This is a genomic window from Rhodopseudomonas sp., from assembly GCF_036404135.1.
Lineage (GTDB): Bacteria > Pseudomonadota > Alphaproteobacteria > Rhizobiales > Xanthobacteraceae > Rhodopseudomonas_A.
The window spans coordinates 1-17,128 of the sequence record NZ_DASWPE010000167.1 but is presented as its reverse complement, the minus strand read 5'-3'; the positions used below and the strand labels follow the sequence as shown (position 1 = coordinate 17,128).

At 65.3% G+C, this 17,128-nt stretch carries 15 protein-coding genes, 1 other RNA gene and 1 pseudogene; 5 read left to right on the top strand and 12 right to left on the bottom strand.

The features are described 5' to 3' along the window. A pseudogene (locus VGC77_RS19340) lies at window positions 1-930 on the top strand (radical SAM protein); the annotation flags it as partial. A 253-nt stretch (window positions 931-1,183) separates the two neighbouring features. Here the strand turns inward: VGC77_RS19340 and VGC77_RS19335 are convergent. The 8 genes from VGC77_RS19335 to VGC77_RS19300 form a co-directional block, all read right to left on the bottom strand. Continuing rightward, window positions 1,184-2,014, bottom strand: coding sequence for a TIGR00282 family metallophosphoesterase (locus tag VGC77_RS19335; RefSeq protein WP_331173190.1), 831 nt, complete (start codon window positions 2,012-2,014; stop codon window positions 1,184-1,186). 4 nt (window positions 2,015-2,018) lie between these two features. After that, window positions 2,019-2,603: a 5-formyltetrahydrofolate cyclo-ligase gene (locus VGC77_RS19330; protein ID WP_331173189.1), complete on the bottom strand. Its 585-nt coding sequence runs from the start codon at window positions 2,601-2,603 to the stop codon at window positions 2,019-2,021. Window positions 2,604-2,720: 117 nt separating this feature from the next. Then, a non-coding RNA gene (ssrS, locus tag VGC77_RS19325) (6S RNA) lies at window positions 2,721-2,880 on the bottom strand. 156 nt (window positions 2,881-3,036) lie between these two features. Next, window positions 3,037-3,531 carry an ATP F0F1 synthase subunit B gene (locus tag VGC77_RS19320; protein ID WP_331173188.1) on the bottom strand — a complete coding sequence of 165 codons (495 nt, stop codon included), beginning with the start codon at window positions 3,529-3,531 and terminating at the stop codon, window positions 3,037-3,039. Further along, entirely contained in the window at window positions 3,528-4,094 is a 567-nt protein-coding gene (locus VGC77_RS19315; protein ID WP_331173187.1) for a F0F1 ATP synthase subunit B', read from the bottom strand. The genes VGC77_RS19320 and VGC77_RS19315 overlap by 4 nt, the downstream gene beginning before the upstream one ends. Window positions 4,095-4,147: 53 nt before the next feature. Next, window positions 4,148-4,375 (bottom strand): F0F1 ATP synthase subunit C, encoded by a 228-nt coding sequence (locus tag VGC77_RS19310; RefSeq protein WP_009796340.1) that lies wholly within the window; start codon window positions 4,373-4,375, stop codon window positions 4,148-4,150. 38 nt (window positions 4,376-4,413) lie between these two features. After that, a complete protein-coding gene (locus tag VGC77_RS19305; protein ID WP_331173186.1) occupies window positions 4,414-5,163 on the bottom strand; it encodes a F0F1 ATP synthase subunit A in 750 nt (249 codons plus the stop codon). Between the two features lie 84 nt (window positions 5,164-5,247). Beyond that, on the bottom strand, window positions 5,248-5,613 hold the full coding sequence (locus VGC77_RS19300; protein ID WP_331173185.1) for an AtpZ/AtpI family protein: 366 nt from the start codon (window positions 5,611-5,613) through the stop codon (window positions 5,248-5,250). 277 nt (window positions 5,614-5,890) lie between these two features. Between VGC77_RS19300 and VGC77_RS19295 the strand changes: the two genes are divergently transcribed. Genes VGC77_RS19295 through VGC77_RS19285 form a run of 3 tightly spaced genes read left to right on the top strand, consistent with a single transcriptional unit; the run spans window position 5,891 to window position 7,653 of the window. Then, a complete protein-coding gene (locus VGC77_RS19295; RefSeq protein WP_331173184.1) occupies window positions 5,891-6,517 on the top strand; it encodes a 2-hydroxychromene-2-carboxylate isomerase in 627 nt (208 codons plus the stop codon). 36 nt (window positions 6,518-6,553) lie between these two features. Next, window positions 6,554-7,177: a hypothetical protein gene (locus tag VGC77_RS19290; protein WP_331173183.1), complete on the top strand. Its 624-nt coding sequence runs from the start codon at window positions 6,554-6,556 to the stop codon at window positions 7,175-7,177. A gap of 2 nt (window positions 7,178-7,179) precedes the next feature. Further along, window positions 7,180-7,653: a secondary thiamine-phosphate synthase enzyme YjbQ gene (locus VGC77_RS19285; RefSeq protein WP_331173182.1), complete on the top strand. Its 474-nt coding sequence runs from the start codon at window positions 7,180-7,182 to the stop codon at window positions 7,651-7,653. A 412-nt stretch (window positions 7,654-8,065) separates the two neighbouring features. Here the strand turns inward: VGC77_RS19285 and VGC77_RS19280 are convergent, their stop codons facing one another. Next, window positions 8,066-9,730 (bottom strand): MFS transporter, encoded by a 1,665-nt coding sequence (locus tag VGC77_RS19280; protein WP_331173181.1) that lies wholly within the window; start codon window positions 9,728-9,730, stop codon window positions 8,066-8,068. A 327-nt stretch (window positions 9,731-10,057) separates the two neighbouring features. On the opposite strand from VGC77_RS19280, the gene VGC77_RS19275 reads away from it, so the two are divergent. After that, complete coding sequence (locus tag VGC77_RS19275) at window positions 10,058-10,729, top strand: response regulator transcription factor (RefSeq protein WP_331173180.1); 672 nt, start codon at window positions 10,058-10,060, stop codon at window positions 10,727-10,729. Window positions 10,730-11,102: 373 nt separating this feature from the next. Here VGC77_RS19275 and VGC77_RS19270 read toward each other — a convergent pair whose 3' ends face one another. The 3 genes from VGC77_RS19270 to VGC77_RS19260 all read right to left on the bottom strand — a co-directional run. Further along, window positions 11,103-14,612 carry a hybrid sensor histidine kinase/response regulator gene (locus tag VGC77_RS19270; RefSeq protein ID WP_331173179.1) on the bottom strand — a complete coding sequence of 1,170 codons (3,510 nt, stop codon included), beginning with the start codon at window positions 14,610-14,612 and terminating at the stop codon, window positions 11,103-11,105. 222 nt (window positions 14,613-14,834) lie between these two features. Beyond that, entirely contained in the window at window positions 14,835-16,064 is a 1,230-nt protein-coding gene (gene hemA / locus VGC77_RS19265; RefSeq protein WP_331173178.1) for a 5-aminolevulinate synthase, read from the bottom strand. 194 nt (window positions 16,065-16,258) lie between these two features. Next, on the bottom strand, window positions 16,259-17,128 hold an 870-nt coding region (locus tag VGC77_RS19260; protein ID WP_331173177.1), incomplete at its 5' end, for an MBL fold metallo-hydrolase.

Here is a 17,128-nt window from a genome sequence, read left to right as displayed (position 1 = left end):
ATCAAGCTGGTGATCCAGGTCGATACGCTATGCCACAAGATCCCGGGATTCATCGACAAGGCGAAGGCCGCCGGCGTGGTGCGGGTGTTTTTGGGACTGGAGAGCATCAATCCGCAGAATCTCGCCGCCGCCAACAAGCGGCAGAACAAGATCACCGAATATCGCGGGATGCTGCTGGCCTGGAAGCAGGCCGGCGTGTTGACCTATGCCGGCTACATCCTCGGTTTTCCGCACGACACCCCGGCCTCGATCGCCGAGGACATCGCCATCATCCAGAACGAGCTGCCGCTGGATATTCTGGAGTTCTTTTGTCTGACGCCGCTGCCGGGCTCGGAGGATCACCAGACCCTGTTCAGGCAGGGCGTGGCGATGGACGCCGACCTCAACCGCTACGACATCGAGCACGTCGTCACCGCGCATCCCAAAATGAGCCGGCCGGAGTGGGAGGGCGCTTACCTCTCGGCATGGTCGGCCTACTACACGCCCGAGCACGTCGAGCGGATGCTGCGCCGCGCCGCGGCCACCGGCGGCGGCATCTCGCGGCTGGCGTCGATGATCTATCTGTTCTCCTCGATGGTGGCGATCGAGAAGGTGCACCCGCTGCAGGGCGGCATCCTGCGGCTGAAGCGGCGCACCGACCGCCGCTCGTCGCTGCCGCTGGAGCCCGCGTGGCGGTTCTATCCGAAGCTCGTCGTCGAGGTCGCGACCAAGCTGTCCCGCAGCCTCAGGCATTGGCTGTGGATCGATGCGCTGCGCCGCAAGGTGCGCAACGACCCCAACCGGATGAACTACACCGACACCGCGCTGACCCCGGTCCACAACCACGACACCGAGGAGCTGGAGCTGTTCACCCACAGCGCCGCGGCGCAGCAGGCGGTGCAGCACGCGCGGAAGATCAAGCAACTGACAACGGTCAAGTCGGTGGCGTGAGCGGCCACCCGCGGCGGGTGCAGCAGAGGCTGGTATCTATCGTGCGCGCGCCGCTGCACACGAGAACGTCATTCCGGGGCGCGAGGGCGAAGCCCGAGCGAACCCGGAATCTCGCAACGGCTATCGCGCCGTTCCCCGCAGCAAGATTCCGGGTTCACTCACAGCTTCGCTGTTCGTGCCCCGGAATGACCCGTTGGGGATGGCGTGCCGGCGCTTTCTTGATGAGACGCGATAGCTGCACACCAAACGGGTGCTACTCCGCCGCCACCCAAAACCCCGGCACCGCCGGCTCGAGCCGGCCGCCGAGCCGCACCGGCGCGATGCACAGCGCCAGGCCGGTCGCGTCATCGGTCTCGACGCCGACGCCGCTCAGCGTCGCCGCGCCGTTGGCCGGCTCGAACCGGCCGGACGGAATCCCGGTGACGAAACGGCGCAGCGGCTCGTCCTTGTGCATGCCGATCACCGAATCATAATCGCCGGTCATGCCGGCGTCGGTCATGTAGCCGGTGCCGCCGGGCAGGATCTGGTGATCGGCGGTCGGCACGTGGGTGTGGGTGCCGACCACCAGGCTGGCGCGGCCGTCGCAGAAAAACCCCATGCCCTGCTTCTCGCTCGACGCCTCGCCGTGGAAATCCAGCACGATGGCATCGGCGGCTTCCACCAGCGGACAGGCCTCGAGCTCGCGGCCCACCGCGGCGAACGGATCGTTCAAAGGCTCCATGAACACCCGGCCCATGGCGTTGATCACCAGCGCGCGGGCGCCGTTCTTGGCGTCGATCAGCGCCGCGCCGCGGCCCGGCGTATAGCGCGGAAAATTCACCGGGCGGATCAGCCGCGGCGCGCGCTCGATGAACACCAGCGCCTCTTTCTGATTCCAGGCGTGGTTGCCGAGCGTCACCGCGTCGACGCCGACGTCGATGAAATCATTGTAAATCGCCTCGGTGATGCCAAACCCGCCGGCGGCGTTCTCGCCGTTGACGATCACCAGATCGAGCTTCCAGTCGCGGATCGCGCCGGGCAGATAGTCGGCGATCGCGGTGCGGCCGGCTTTGCCGACCACGTCGCCGATGAACAGGATGCGCAAAATCTCAACTCCGGAAATCGATCGTCTCGGCTTCCGTTAGCACAAGATCGAGCCGGGCGTCGTGCGCCAGCGCTGGAACCAGCGGGATTTCCTGCACCGCGAAGCCGAGCCCGATCGCGGTGACCGCAGCTTGGCGGCGCAGCGCTTCGAGGCTGCGGTCGTAATAGCCGCCGCCATAGCCGATACGATGGCCGGCGCGGTCGAACGCCGCCAGCGGCACCAGCACTATACTCGGAACGACGGATTCGGCCGCGACCGCGGGTTCCGGAATGCCGAATTGGCCGCACGGTAAGACGTCGTCCGGGCGCCAGGCGCGGAATGCCAGCGGCCGGTCGGGCGCGACGATCGCCGGCAGCGCCAGCAGCGCGCCATGGGCGGCCATCGCCTGCAACAGCGGCCGCGGATCGAACTCGTTGCGCAACGGGAAATAGCCGGCGACCACGTCGCCGGGCCCGACAGCGAGCGGAAACGGCCGCCGCGCCAGCGCCTGCGCCGCGGCGGCGCGGTCCGTGTCGCCGAGCGCTTGGCGCCGCGCCAGCGCCACGGCGCGCAAAATGGTCTTTTCAGCGTTGAGCAATGAGATCGACATCCGCCACCGTCCGGCCCGGCGTCCCGGACTCAAGCGCCGTGCCGGCGACGCGGGGAGCACGTCAGCACGACGGCGCGAGCCGGGAGGACGCGGGGAGCGTCGCCGGACAACGCAAAGTGCGAAGCCACAATAGCCGTTGAAGCGCTCGATCCCGGAGTTCCCTACGAAAGTAGGTGGGCACCATGTGACCGGGTCCACGGACCCGGCCAGGGACAGTTCCCGTGAGGATCGATAAGGCCCCGGGGATATTGGCTCCTGACGCGCAACGCAGCCTCGCCGCATCAATCTAACCACGATGCGCGGCCACCGCCAGCCTGACGGGTACGATCATCCCGCGTCATTGCGCGACGATCGGCGGGAGCTTGTCGTCGGCCCCAAACGACGACAGCCGGCGCGAGGGCGCCGGCTGTCGTGCAAAACGATGGAAACCTGCTCAGTTCAGCTTGGCGCGAACCTCGGCGATGCCCTTGCCGAGCAGGCCATCGGCGACCTCGCCCTTGACCGACTGCGACAGGATGGTCGAGGCGGCGGCGACCGCGGCATTGGCCGCGGCGGAGCGGACATCCGCCACCGCCTGGGCCTCAGCGAGCGCGATCTTGCTCTCCGCGGTCTTGGTGCGGCGGGCGACGAAATCTTCCAGCTTGGCGCGGGCTTCCGCCGCGATGCGTTCGGCTTCGTCCCTGGCGCTGGCGATGATGTCCTGGGCTTCGCGTTCGGCGGTGGCGCGGCGCGCCTTGTATTCGGCGAGCAGCTTGGCGGCCTCGTCCTTGAGCCGGCTGGCCTCGTCGAGTTCGGCCTTGATGCGATCGCGGCGTTTATCGAGCGAGTTCAGCACCGTGCGGTGCACCCCGACATAGCCGAACACGCCCAGCAGGATCACGAAGGCGACGGCGATCCAGGTTTCCGGGTCGGCAAGAAGCTCAGTCATGCCTGCGATCCCTTCAAGCTGGCGTCGACGGCGCTGTCGAGAGACTTGCCGTCGGGCACGACGCCGGAGAGCTGCTGCACGATCGCCGCGGCCGCGTCGGCGGCGATGCCGCGAACGTTGCTCATCGCGGTTTCACGCGTCGCGGCGATGGTCTTTTCGGCGTCGGCGAGCTTGGCCGCGAGCTTGTCTTCGAGAGACTTGCGCTCGGCTTCGGACGCCGCGTTGAGACGCTCGCGCGTCTCCGCGCCGATCGCCTGGGCCCTGGCGCGCGCTTCCGCCAGCTCGTTCTCATAGGCCTTCAGCGCGTCGTCGGATTCGCCCTTCAGCCGTTGCGCCGCGGCGAAATCGTCCTCGATCCGCTTGGCACGCTCGTCGAGCACGCCGCCGACCCGCGGCAACGCGATCTTCGAGACGATCAGATAGAGCGCCACGAATGCGATCAGCAAAGACACCAATTGCGAAGCAAAGGTGTCCTTCTGAAACGGCGGAAACGGAGCCTTGTGGCCGCCTTCCGCTTCGGTGTGGGCGATGGTGCCCTTAGCGTCGCCATGACCTTCAGCCACGGGATACTCCTGTCCGAACGATCGAAACCCTTGCGGGCCTCTCCGTCAAAAGCTTAGAGGGCGAACAGCAGCAAGAGCGCGATCAGCAGCGAGAAGATGCCGAGCGCTTCGGTCACGGCGAAGCCGAAGATCAGGTTGCCGAACTGGCCCTGGGCGGCCGAGGGATTGCGCACCGCAGCGGCGAGGTAGTTGCCGAAGATGATGCCCACGCCGGCGCCGGCGCCACCCATGCCAATGCAGGCAATACCAGCACCAATGTACTTCGCGGCAATCGGATCCATGAAACGCTCCTGTTGAGGTTTGGCTTGAGAGAGCGGGCTTAGTGGCCCGCGTGCAACGCATCGTTGAGATAGATGCAGGTGAGGATGGCGAAGACGTAGGCCTGGAGAAACGCGACCAGCAGCTCGAGCGCGGTCAGCGCGATCACCATACCGAGCGGCAGCACGGCGCCGAAATAGCCGGCGATGCCGAGCCCCGCCAACAGCGGAATGAAGCTTGCGAACACCTTCAGCGCGATGTGGCCGGCCAGCATGTTGGCGAACAGACGCACCGAATGCGAGATCGGCCGCAGGAAGAACGAGAACACCTCGATGAACACCACCAGCGGCAGAATGAACACCGGCACGCCCGACGGCACGAAGATCTTAAAGAAGCCGAGCCCGTTCTTGTAGAAGCCGTAGATCACCACCGTGAAGAACACCAAGAACGCCAAAGCGGCGGTGACGATGATGTGGCTGGAAATGGTGAAGGTGTAGGGGATGATTCCGACGATGTTCGAGACCATGATGAACATGAACAGCGAGAACACCAGCGGGAAGAACTTCAGGCCCTCGACCCCGGCGGTTGACCGGATCGTGTTGGCGACGAATTCGTAAGATAACTCCGCCAGCGACTGGATTCGGCCCGGCACCATCTGCCGGCCGGCCGAGCCGCCGATCATCAGCAGCGAAATCACCGCCACCGCGACCAGCATGTAAGCCGAGGAATTGGTGAAGGCGATCTCCTGGCCGCCGATGTGGCCAATGGTGAAGATCTTTTCGATATTGAACTGGTGAATCGGATCAATCATCCGCGCGGCATCTCTCGGTCCACCGGCAAGGCCGGCACAGTGACATCTATCGTCTCGCAGCGCGTTCGCCGGCGCCTGGTCCGGTCAGGAGCCACGCCCCGCGGACCGTATCAGGTTGATCAGGCCGGCGATGAAGCCGAGCAGGAAAAACACGATGAGTCCGAAGGGCGAGGTCGACAGCAAACGGTCGAACCCCCACCCGATCGCAGCCCCAGCAACAACGCCCACGACCAGTTCGGAGGAAAGCTGAAAGCCGCGCGCAAAGGCCGAGGCCCTGGCTTGTGCGTTTTCACTTCCTGTTCCGGATTGGTCCGCCTGGGTTTTCCGGCTCGCCCGCGATTGGGATAACCGTTGCTCCAGGCTTTCGAGCCTTGCGGAAAGCGCAGCTTCCTCGGAGGACGGAGGGCTACCATCTTTTCGTTCGCTGCCGTGCCCGGTGTCGTCCGTCATGATGTGGAGACCCGAACCCAGCGGCGGTTGATGGAAGTAACGCCCCGTTCACCCTCAAAAGCCGCGCGGACCATACTGACCACATAAAGCCAAGTCAAGATTCCCAGGGATCCGCGTAGTTCGTTGATTTGCTTGATTTTATTGCAGAAAATTGAAAACGCCCGGCGCCAAACGTCGCACTGCAACAGTTGGCCCGCGACGGCACCCGCCTTGCGCCGTCGCATCGGCTCTGCTCCGATGCGGCTCCCGCCTGTTTCGCAGCCAACCGGACCCGCGCATGCCCCAAGTCGTCGATTATTATTTTTCGTTGCCATCGCCGTGGGCCTATCTCGGCCATCAGGCCTTTCGCGACGTGGTAAGTGCCTATGATCTCAAGGTGAATTACAAGCCCGTGGTGCTGGTCGAGCTGTTCGCGGAGACCGGCGGGCTGCCTTTGAACAAGCGCCACCCGGCGCGGCAGCGCTACCGGATGGTCGAGCTGCAACGCTGGCGCGCCAAGCGCGGATTGGATTTTCAGCTCCGACCGAAGCACTGGCCGTTCAACGCGCGGCTGGCCGATGGCGTGGTGATCGCGGCCTGCGAGGCCGGCCACGATCCCGACGAATTTTTGCGCCGCGGCTATGCCGCGGTCTGGGAAGACGAGCTTGATCTGGCCGATCCGGCGACGCTGATCCGGCTCGCCGACGCCGCCGGTCTGCCTGGCGAGGCCCTGGTGCAGCGCGCCGAAACCGCGGCGGTCGGCGCCGTCTACGAACAGAACCGGCAGGATGCGATCGCCGCCGACGTGTTCGGCTCGCCGGCCTATGTGCTGAACGGCGAGGTGTTCTGGGGCCAGGACCGCATCGAGCTGTTGGCCGACGCGCTGAAATCCGGCCGCGCCCCCTTCCGCTGGCAGGATTGCTGACCAGATGGAGGTAAGGGGCGAGCGGAGGTGGTGGCGATGACGGCAAAGCTGACGCTGGCGCAGTTGCCCACAGCTAAAAATTATCGCGGCGCCGCGGTGGCCTGCGCGCTCTTGCTGTTGCCCGGCGCGGCGGGCGTGCTGTTGCCCGGCGCGGCGGCCGCGCAATCGGCGCCCGACACCGAGAACGGCCGCTTCACGCTGGCGCCTTCCAGCGACGGGGTGATTCGCCTCGACACCCGGACCGGCACGACGTCGATCTGTTCCGACAAGGGCAATGGCTGGGCCTGCCTGGCGATGCCCGACGAGCGCGCCGCGCTGGATACCGAGATCGGCCGGCTGCAGCGCGACGCCGAACGGCTGAAGGCCGAGCTCGAGACGTCAAAGAGCGACAATCAGCAGCTGCGGCGCGACAATGACGCACTGCAGGCGCAGCTGGCCCAGCGCGAACCAAGCGGCAAGATCGACGAGGCGCTGCCGAAGTCCGACTCCTTGAAGAAGCCGGAGATCACCTCGAAGGACGGCGAGCGCAAGCTGGAAATCCCGTTGCCGAGCGACCGCGACCTCGACCGGCTGACCGCGTTCCTCGAGCACGCCTGGCGCAAGCTGGTCGACCTCGCCAACCGGATGCAGAAGGACGTCGGCGGCGACGGCAAGATCTGATGATGACGTCCGCGACATCCATCTCGCGCGCGCCGCTGTCCGGCGTGGCCGCCAATGTTGTCGTCTCGCGCGTGCTGACGGTGCGCACCGCCGGCGCGGGCTTCGTCGATCTGACCGCCGAGCTGGCCAATTTCATCGCCGAGGCTGAGGCCCGCGAAGGCGCGGCCAGCCTGTTCATCCGCCACACCTCGGCGTCGCTGACGGTGCAGGAAAACGCCGACCCCTCGGTGCTCGCCGACCTGATGAGCGTGCTGCAAAGGCTGGCGCCGGAATCCGCGCCCTGGACCCATGACAGCGAGGGGCCGGACGACATGCCGGCGCATGTCAAAACCATGCTGACCGCAAGCTCGCTGCAGATCCCGGTGCTCGACGGAAAGCTGGCGCTCGGCACCTGGCAGGCGATCTATCTGATCGAACACCGCCGCCGGGCGCATTTGCGCGAGGTGATGCTGCAATTTCTCGGCGCGGCGCGCTGAGAGCCCGTCCGAAAGCAGCGAGCAAATCGGGGGAGGCTTGTCATTGCGAGCCGCGGGCGGCGCGCGGCGCCGAACGAAGAGCGAAGCAATCCCGGGCCACGCAAGTAGAGCTGGATCGCTTCGTCGCAACAGCTCCTCGCAATGGCGCGTTGAATGCCTGGCGCCTGCGCGGTCATTCCGGGGCGCGAGCAGCGCAAGCTGCGAGCGAACCCGGAATCTTGCTGCGGGCTCAAGCGCCGGACCTGTTGCGAGATTCCGGGTTCGCTCGGCCTTTCGGCCTTGCGCCCCGGAATGACTGCTCAGCACCCTGAAGCACGTTGATTTCGCCGAGAACGCAAAACGGCCGCGGATTGCGCCGCGGCCGTGGTTGATTGCGCGAGCGATCCGGCGGCGCGCCGCCGGACCGAGAAACTTAGCTGCGCCCGATGTCGACGTTCTTGGTTTCCGGCATGAAGATCAGGCCGATGACGAAGGTGATCGAGGCGAAGATAATCGGATACCACAGGCCGGCATAGATATCGCCGGTCGAGGCCACGATGGCGAAGGCGGTCGCCGGCAACAGGCCGCCGAACCAGCCGTTGCCGATGTGGTAGGGCAGCGACATCGAGGTGTAGCGGATCTTGGTCGGGAACAGTTCGACCAGCATCGCCGCGATCGGGCCGTACACCATGGTGACGAAGATCACCAAGATGAACAGCAGTCCGATCACCGCCGCTGTCTGCGGCTTGAAGATGTCGAACGGGTTCGACATCTTGACGATGTCGGCGTTGCCGGCCTTCGGATAGCCGGCGCCCTGCACCGCCGCCAGCACCGCCGGGTTGGAGGTCTTGGCGTCGACATAGGGCACCTCGGTGCCGTTGATGAGCACCTTCACGCCGGAGCCGGCCGGGCCGTAGGAGGTCGAGTATTTCACCGAGGACTGCGCGAGATAGGCGCGTGCGGTGTCGCACGGCGCGGTGAACACGCGGGTACCGACCGGGTTGAACAGATCGCCGCACAGCGCGGGATCGGACACCACCTGAACCTTGACCGATTCGATGGCCTTTTCGAGCGCCGGGTTGGCGTTGGAGGTGATCATCCGGAAGATCGGGAAGAAGCTCAGCGCGGCGATCAGGCAGCCGGTCAGCACGATCGGCTTGCGGCCGATCTTGTCCGACAGCCAGCCGAAGAAGATGAAGAAGCCGGTGCCGAACAACAGCGACCAGGCGATCAAGAGGTTGGCGGTGTAGCCGTCGACCTTGAGGATCGATTGCAGGAAGAACAGCGCGTAGAACTGGCCGGTGTACCACACCACGCCCTGCCCCATGGTGCCGCCGAGCAGCGCGATCAGCACGATCTTGGCGTTGCTCCAATTGGCGAAGGCTTCGGTCAAGGGCGCCTTGGAGCTCTTGCCTTCGTCCTTCATCTTCTGGAACACCGGCGATTCATTCAGCTTCAGCCGGATCCAGACCGAGACGCCGAGCAGCAGCACCGAGACCAGGAACGGCACCCGCCAGCCCCAGGCGGCGAATTCCGGCTCGCCGAGAATGGTGCGGGTAAACAGGATGACGATCAGCGACAGGAACAGGCCGAGCGTCGCCGTGGTCTGGATGAACGAGGTGTAGTAGCCGCGCTTGCCGGGCGGCGAGTGCTCCGCGACATAGGTCGCGGCTCCGCCATATTCGCCGCCAAGCGCCAGGCCCTGCAACAGCCGCAGACCGATCAGGATGATCGGCGCCGCGATGCCGATGGTCGCCGCATTCGGCAACAGGCCGACGATGAAGGTCGACAGACCCATGATCAGAATGGTGACCAGGAAGGTATATTTGCGGCCGACGATGTCGCCGACGCGGCCGAACACGATGGCGCCGAACGGGCGGACCAGGAAGCCCGCGGCAAAGGCGAGCAGCGCGAAGATGTCGCGGGTGGCGGGCGGATAGGCGCTGAAGAATTGCGCGCCGATAATGCTGGCCAGCGAACCGTAGAGGTAAAAATCATACCACTCGAACACCGTGCCGAGTGATGACGCGAGAATGACGAAACGTTCGTCCTTCGTCATCCCTCCCGTACGGACTGGTGCAACAGCAATCGTCGACATGTTTGAACGTCCTCCCCGTGAGTATTCTGAGTCAAAGCTCGTGCCCGCGCGCCCCGATCTCAGCCGGTGTGCTGCGCAGAATTGGCAACAAGGTAACATCGGCGCCAAATTTCGCCCAATACGACTTTCGGCCCGCCGCCCGGCTCTCCAAAGTTGTGATGCAGTGCAAAAGATTCCGCGCTGCATGCGCGAACAGCGGCAATTGCCGTTAAGTGTAGAAAATTGTTTGCTTGCCAGACGTCTGCGGTCAGGCGAGAATTGCGCATATGTGATTTTCCCCGCGTTTTGCGTGCGGGACGAGCGCAGTTCCAACCGCCGTCAGAGTAAATGACCCCCACAGCCAGCACGCACCTCATCATCGCCGATGATCATCCGCTATTTCGTGACGCCCTGCGGCACGCGGTCGCAAGCGTCGTCCCCACCGCCAAGATCGGCGAGGCCGGAACCTTCGAGGAGCTAACCGCGATCCTGGAGCAGGACGCCGACGTCGATCTGGTCTTACTGGACCTTTCGATGCCCGGGATCAGCGGGTTTTCCGGACTGATATACCTGCGGGCGCAATATCCGGCGATCCCGGTGGTGGTGGTCTCGGCCAGCGACGACGTCGGCACGATCCGGCGCTCGCTGGATTTCGGCGCCTCCGGCTTCGTGCCGAAGCGGTTCGGGGTCGAGAAGCTCAAGGATGCGATCCAGAAGGTGCTGGACGGCGACGTCTGGGTGCCGCCGGATATCGACCTCAACGCCGCCGCCGATCCGGAAATGACCAAGCTGCGCGATCGGCTGATCACCCTGACCCCGCAGCAGGTGCGGGTGCTGATGATGCTGTCGGAAGGGCTCTTGAACAAGCAGATCGCCTATGAGCTCGGCGTCTCGGAAGCCACCATCAAGGCCCACGTCTCGGCGATCCTGCAGAAGCTCGGCGTTGAAAGCCGGACCCAGGCGGTGATCGCCGCCGCCAAGATCTCCGGCAGCCAATGGCGGCAGGATACCCCGCAGTAGGCCATCCCCTTCATCCCCGCCGTAAGCGCTTCGCACCGGCCGCACGGCTTTTCAGCGCAGTCTAGAGCTATTCCGGTTCTGATAGAATCAGAACCGGAGCTCTGGATTGTTATTTTGACGCGTTTTCTTCACGCGAACCGGGATCCACTTCGCTCGAAAACGCTATAAAGATCGCTCGGCAAGCTTCGGAACCTCCCGGCCTCACTGCCGTCATTCCGGGGCGCGAGCCGCCTTGCGGCGAGCGAACCCGGAATCTTGCTGCAAGTGGAAGCTCGCCAGCGGGACGAGATTCCGGGCTCGCTTGAGCTTGCGCTCTCGCGCCCCGGAATGACCCGGTGACCGGAATAACTTGGTGAATTGATATCGAAGCCGGCTATTCCGCGGCCGCCACCTGCTGCTGCGCCCGCCACTGCCCGAGCAAGGCCCGCAGCGACGCCGCCTTCACCGGCTTGTTCAGCACCGAGATATTGTCGTCGCGCGCCGCGGCGCGGACCCGCGGGCTGCGATCGGCGGTGATCAGGATCGCCGGGATCCGTTCGCCAAAGCGATGGCGGATGTCGCGGATGCCGGCGATGCCGTTGCCGCGATCCAGATGATAATCGACCAACAGCCCGGTGACCGGCCGACCGGCGGCCTCGATCGCCTTGATCGCGGCTTCCGGATCTCCCACCGCGATCACCTCGGCGCCCCAGGTGGTCAAGAGCGTCTTCATGCCGTCGAGGATCGCCGGATCGTTCTCGATGCAGGCCACCAGAATGCCAGCCATCGAGGCCCGCGACAGCGGCGTGGCGCTGGTCACCGCCGCGGTGTGGTTGACCATATTGGCGATCTGCACCGTGACCGAGAAGAACGAGCCGCCGCTCTTGTTGGAGTCGAGGGCGATGCCGTGGTTGAGCACCCGCGCCAGCCGCTCGACGATCGACAGCCCGAGCCCGAGCCCGCGGGCGATCCGCGCGCCCTGCTCCAGCCGGTGAAATTCCTTGAAGATCTCGCCGCGTTTCAAGATCGGGATGCCGACGCCGGTGTCGTAGATGCCGATCTGCAGCGATTGGCCGCGACGCCGACAGCCGACCAGCACCTTGCCCTGCGGGGTGTATTTGATGGCGTTGGAGATCAGGTTCTGCATCAGCCGGCGCAGCAGCAGCCGGTCGGACTCCACCGGCAGCAGGCAGGGCACGAAACTCAGCTTCAGTCCCTTGGCGCGGGCGATCGGCGCGAATTCGATTTCCAAGGAGCGCATCAGATCGCCGATCACGAAGCTCGACAGCGACGGCGTCATCGCGCCGGCGTCGAGCCGCGAAATATCCAACAGCGCGCCGATGATCTCCTCGATCGCCTCCAGCGATTCGTCGATGTTTTCCACCAGCTTGGCGTCGTCGCCGCCGCTTTGCCGCTCGACCAGGCTGGTGACGTAGAGCCGCGCCGCGTTGAGCGGCTGCAGGATGTCGTGGCTGGCGGCGGCGAGAAACCGGGTCTTGGAAATGTTGGCCTCTTCCGCGGTGCTCTTGGCCAGCGCCAGCGCCGAATTCAGCCTGGTCAGTTCCTCGGTGCGATCGCGCACCCGCTTTTCCAGCGTGGCGTTGGCGCGCTCCAGCGCCTCGGCGGCCTCGAAGCTCGGGGTGACGTCGGAGAAGGTGATCACCAGCCCGCCGTCGGGCATCCGGTTGGCGCGCACCTCGATCACCAGATGGCGGTCCTGCATCCGCTCGATGTAAGGCGCGCCTTCGGTGGTGTAGGCGGCGAGCCGGATCTGGGTCTGCAGCTCGCTGTCACCGAGGCCGGGCGCGCTGAGCGAGAGAAATTCCAGAATCTCGGTGAGCGGGATGCCGATCTGCACGATGTGCGGCGGCAGCCCGAGGATCTCGCCGAACTGCCGGTTCGAGCAGATCAGCTGCAGATCCGGATTGAACACCGCGATGCCCTGGCGGACGTGGTTGAGCGCGGTCTGCAGGATCTCGCGGTTAAAATGCAGCGCGGCATGGGAATCGTCGAGCAGTTTCAGCGCCGCCTCGGCCGAGACCGTGCGCTTGCGCAACAACAGCGACAGCACCAGCCGCGACGACGCCGCGCCGATTGAGGAGGCGATCAGATGTTCGGCGTGCTGCAGCAATTCAAAATCCGCCGGCGCCGCCGGCTCGATATTGACCCGGCGGCTCGCCGCGAAGGCGCGGAACGCCTCGCCCGCCCGCTCCGGCCCGAGATATTGCGCGACCGCGCCGAGGATGTCCGCCACCGTCACCGTCGAGCGCCAGCGCCGGAACGCCGGCGCCATCGGCTTCAGCGCCGCCGGCACGAACACCGCGGCCTGCAGCCGTTCGATCGACGACGGCTGCCGCCACAGCGACAGCACCACATAGGCCAGGATGTTCAGCGACAGGCTCCACAGCACGCCGTGCAACAAGGGTGGCAGGTCGGCGCCGAACAGCGCCCGCGGTCGCAGCGCCTCGATGCCGAACGGGCCGTGCTGCAGCAGCAGCACGCCTGCGGTGTTGCCGTCGAGGAAGCTCGGCATAAACAGCGTATAGGCCCAGGCGGCAAAGCCGATCAGCATGCCGCCGATGGCGCCGCGCGCGGTCGCCCGCCGCCAGATCAGCCCGCCGAAGAACGCCGGCGCGAATTGTGCGATGGCGGCGAACGACAACAGCCCGATCGCCGCGAGCTGGGTGTTGCCGAGCGCGCGGAAATACCAATAGGCCATCAGCAGGATGGCGAAGATCGCCACCCGGCGCACCGTCAGCAGGAAGGTGCCGTAGCTGCGCGCGTCGTCGCGCGGGGTGGCGCCGCGCTTCAGCACCAGCGGCATCACCAGGTCGTTCGACACCATCACCGCCAGCGCCACGCATTCGACGATCACCATCGCGGTCGCCGCCGACAGCCCGCCGATGAACACCGCGACGCTGAGATACGGCGCGTTGGCCTGCAGCGGCAGCGCCAGCACATACATGTCGCTGTCGACCGCGCCGAACGGGAAGGTGATCAGTCCGGCCAGCGCGATCGGAATCACGAACAGGTTGATCGCGACCAGATACAGCGGAAACAGCCAGCGGGCGCGGCCGACCTCGGCGCTCGAGGAGTTCTCCACCACGCTGACGTGAAACTGCCGCGGCAGCAGCATGATGGCGCAGAACGACAAGAGCACCATGGTCAGGAAGTTGCCGCCGGAGGGAACGTAGTCGATGGCGCGGACCGCCTCCGGCGTCTTCATCGCCCGCTCGATCAGTTCGTGCGGGCTGAACATCCAGAAGGTGACGAAGGCGCCGGCGGTGATGAAGGCGACCAGCTTGACGATGGATTCGGTGGCGACCGCGAGCATCAAGCCGTGCTGATGTTCGGTGGCGTTGGTCTGCCTTGTGCCGAACAGCACCGCGAACAGCGCCATGGTCAGCGCCACGATCAAGGCGATGTCGCCGACGATCGGCATGCTCGACATCACCTGATCGTCGCCGAGGATGGTCTGCAGCGAGGACGCCACCGCTTTCAGCTGCAGCGCGATGTAGGGCACCGAACCGACGATGGCGATGATCGCCACGGTGGCCGCCACCGCTTGGCTCTTGCCGTAGCGCGCGGCGATGAAATCGGCGATCGAGGTGATGTTCTGCGATTTGGCAAGATCGATCACCCGGCACAGCAGCGGCGCGCAGAACGCCACCATCAGGATCGGGCCGATATAGATCGCCAGGAAATCGACGCTGTTGCGGCTGGCGACGCCGACCGAGCCGAAGAACGTCCACGACGTGCAATAGATCGCCAGCGATAATGGATAGATCAGGGTGCCGAAGCGCTGCCGCTGCGGCTGCGATAGCCGCTCGCCATAGCTCGCGACCAGGAACAGAAAGCCGATATAGCCGAACGCGGCAGCGATCACGGCCCAATCGTGCAGCATCGCGTTTGCCCCCTCCGGAGGACGTCGGCCAGCATGGGCATCGCGCGGCCCACGCCGTCGATATCTAGCGCGTCAGGCCGGCGCAGGCGACAGGCTTTTTCGCCTGCCGCGGCTCACGGACGTCAGGAAGAGGGCAATGGTCGCCAAGGGCCGCGGCGGCCTGTTCGGCCGCCATCAAGCCGAGAGGCGGCCAACTCGGCCGCCTCCTGGCTGCGAGGCGGCCTATTCGGCGGCCATCGACTTGGCGCCGAACGGCAGGTCGAGCTGCTCCCACACCATCACCAGCGCCTCGGCCAAGCGGTCGATCAGCCCGTCGTCGTGATACGGCGACGGCGTGATGCGCAGCCGTTCCTTGCCCTTGGCGACGGTGGGGTAGTTGATCGGCTGCAGATAGATGCCGTGCTGCTCGATCAAGAGATCGCAGGCCTTCTTGCAGCGCTCGGCATCGCCGACGAACACCGGCACGATATGGGTGTCGGTCGGCATCACCGGCAGGCCGGCGGCGCTGAGGATCGCCTTGACCCGGGCGGCGCGGTCCTGGTGGCGCTCGCGCTCCCAGGTCGAGGTCTTCAGATGCCGGATCGCGGCGGTGGCCGCGGCGCAGATCGCCGGCGGCAGCGCGGTGGTGAAGATGAAGCCCGGCGCGTAGGAGCGCACCGCGTCCACCACATTGGCCTTGCCGGCGATATAGCCGCCGAGGCAGCCATAGGCCTTGGCCAGCGTGCCTTCCAGGATGTCGATGCGGTGCATCACGCCGTCGCGCTCGGCGACGCCGGCGCCGCGCGGGCCGTACATGCCGACCGCGTGGACTTCGTCGCAATAGGTCATCGCGCCGTATTTCTCGGCGAGATCGCAGATCTTGGCCAGCGGCGCGACGTCACCGTCCATCGAATACAGACTTTCGAAGGCGATCAGCTTCGGCCGGTCGGCGCCGGCAGCCTTCAGCAGTTCTTCCAGATGCGCCACGTCGTTGTGGCGCCAGACCACGCGCTCGCAGCCGGACTGCCGGATGCCCTCTATCATCGAATTGTGGTTGAGCGCGTCGGACAGGATCAGGCAGTTCGGGATCAGCTTGGTCAGCGTCGAAATGCCGGTCTGGTTCGAGACGTAGCCCGAGGTGAACAGCAGCGCGGCTTCCTTGCCGTGCAGATCAGCGAGTTCCCGCTCGAGCTGGATCAGCGGATGATGGGTGCCGGCGATATTGCGGGTGCCGCCCGCGCCGGTGCCGAGCCTGGTCGCGGTCTCGACCATCGCGCCGACCACCTTCGGATGCTGTCCCATTCCGAGATAGTCGTTCGAGCACCAGATCACGACGTCGCGCGGCCCGTTCGGCGAATGCCAGGTGGCATTGGGGAAGCGGCCGGCGATCCGTTCCAGATCGGCGAACACACGATAGCGCCGCTCATGATGCAGCCGGCCGAGCGCGTCATCGAAAAACTGGTTGTAATTCATCGGAGCAAACCTGAGACGTCATCGATCGCGACCCTGTGTCGCGGGAGTGTATTAGAACTCTTCAAAGCGCGATGTCGAGCCGGAAAACCCCCGAAAGGCCGCAGCGACCGAGCCTCCGGGTTGCTCGCGGCGCGGATCAAACCTTGACCGGGATCAATGCATTAACCCGGAGTTCCGGCTTTCGAGGACGGCCGTCAGATCGCCTGGAAACGCAGCACGCCGTCGGGTCTCTCGACCACGCCGAGCCGCTGCTGCGACAGCATGTAGTTGACGTGGGCGATCAACTCGCCGGCCGCGAAGCCGGTCTGGTGCGCGTCCAGCACATGCTTGTGGAACACGATCGGCACCAGCGCCGCCGAGGTCATCGCCTCCTCGCGGCAGGCCGCGGCGATCATCTGGCAACGCTCTTCATGGTGATCGGCGAGCTGCTTGATCCGGATCTTGACGCCGTAGAAGGGCAGGCCGTGGCCGGGCAGCACCAGCACGTCGTCGGGCAGGCTCTCGGCGAGCTGGCCGAGCGAGCGCAGATAGGCGCCGAGCGAATTCTCGTCCGGCTCGTGCGCCCAGACGCTGACATTCGGCGAGATCTTGCTGAGCACCTGATCGGCGGAGAGATAGAATTTATCGGCCGCGCAATACAGCGTGACCTGATCCGGCGAATGGCCCGCACCGGTGATGATGCGGAAGCTGCGCTTGCCGATCGTAATGTCCTGTCCGTTTGAGAGCCGGCGATAGGCTGCGGGCAGCGGCGCGGTCTTCTTCAGATAATCCTGACCACGGCCGATCAGCTGTTCGGTGATGTTTTCGTCCATGCCGTGGCGACGAAAGAACTGCCGCGAATTGACGATGCGTTCTTCGGTCCGGCGATTGCGGTGATAGACGCCCTGCAAATATTCGATCTGCGAAATATAAAACGGGCAGCCGAAGCGCTCGACCATCCAGCCGGCCTGTCCGATGTGGTCGGGATGCGCGTGGGTGATGATGACGCGGCTGACCGGCTTGCCTTTCAGCGGGCCGTCGAACAAGGCGGTCCATGCCGCAATGGTCTCGTCGTTGCCGAAGCC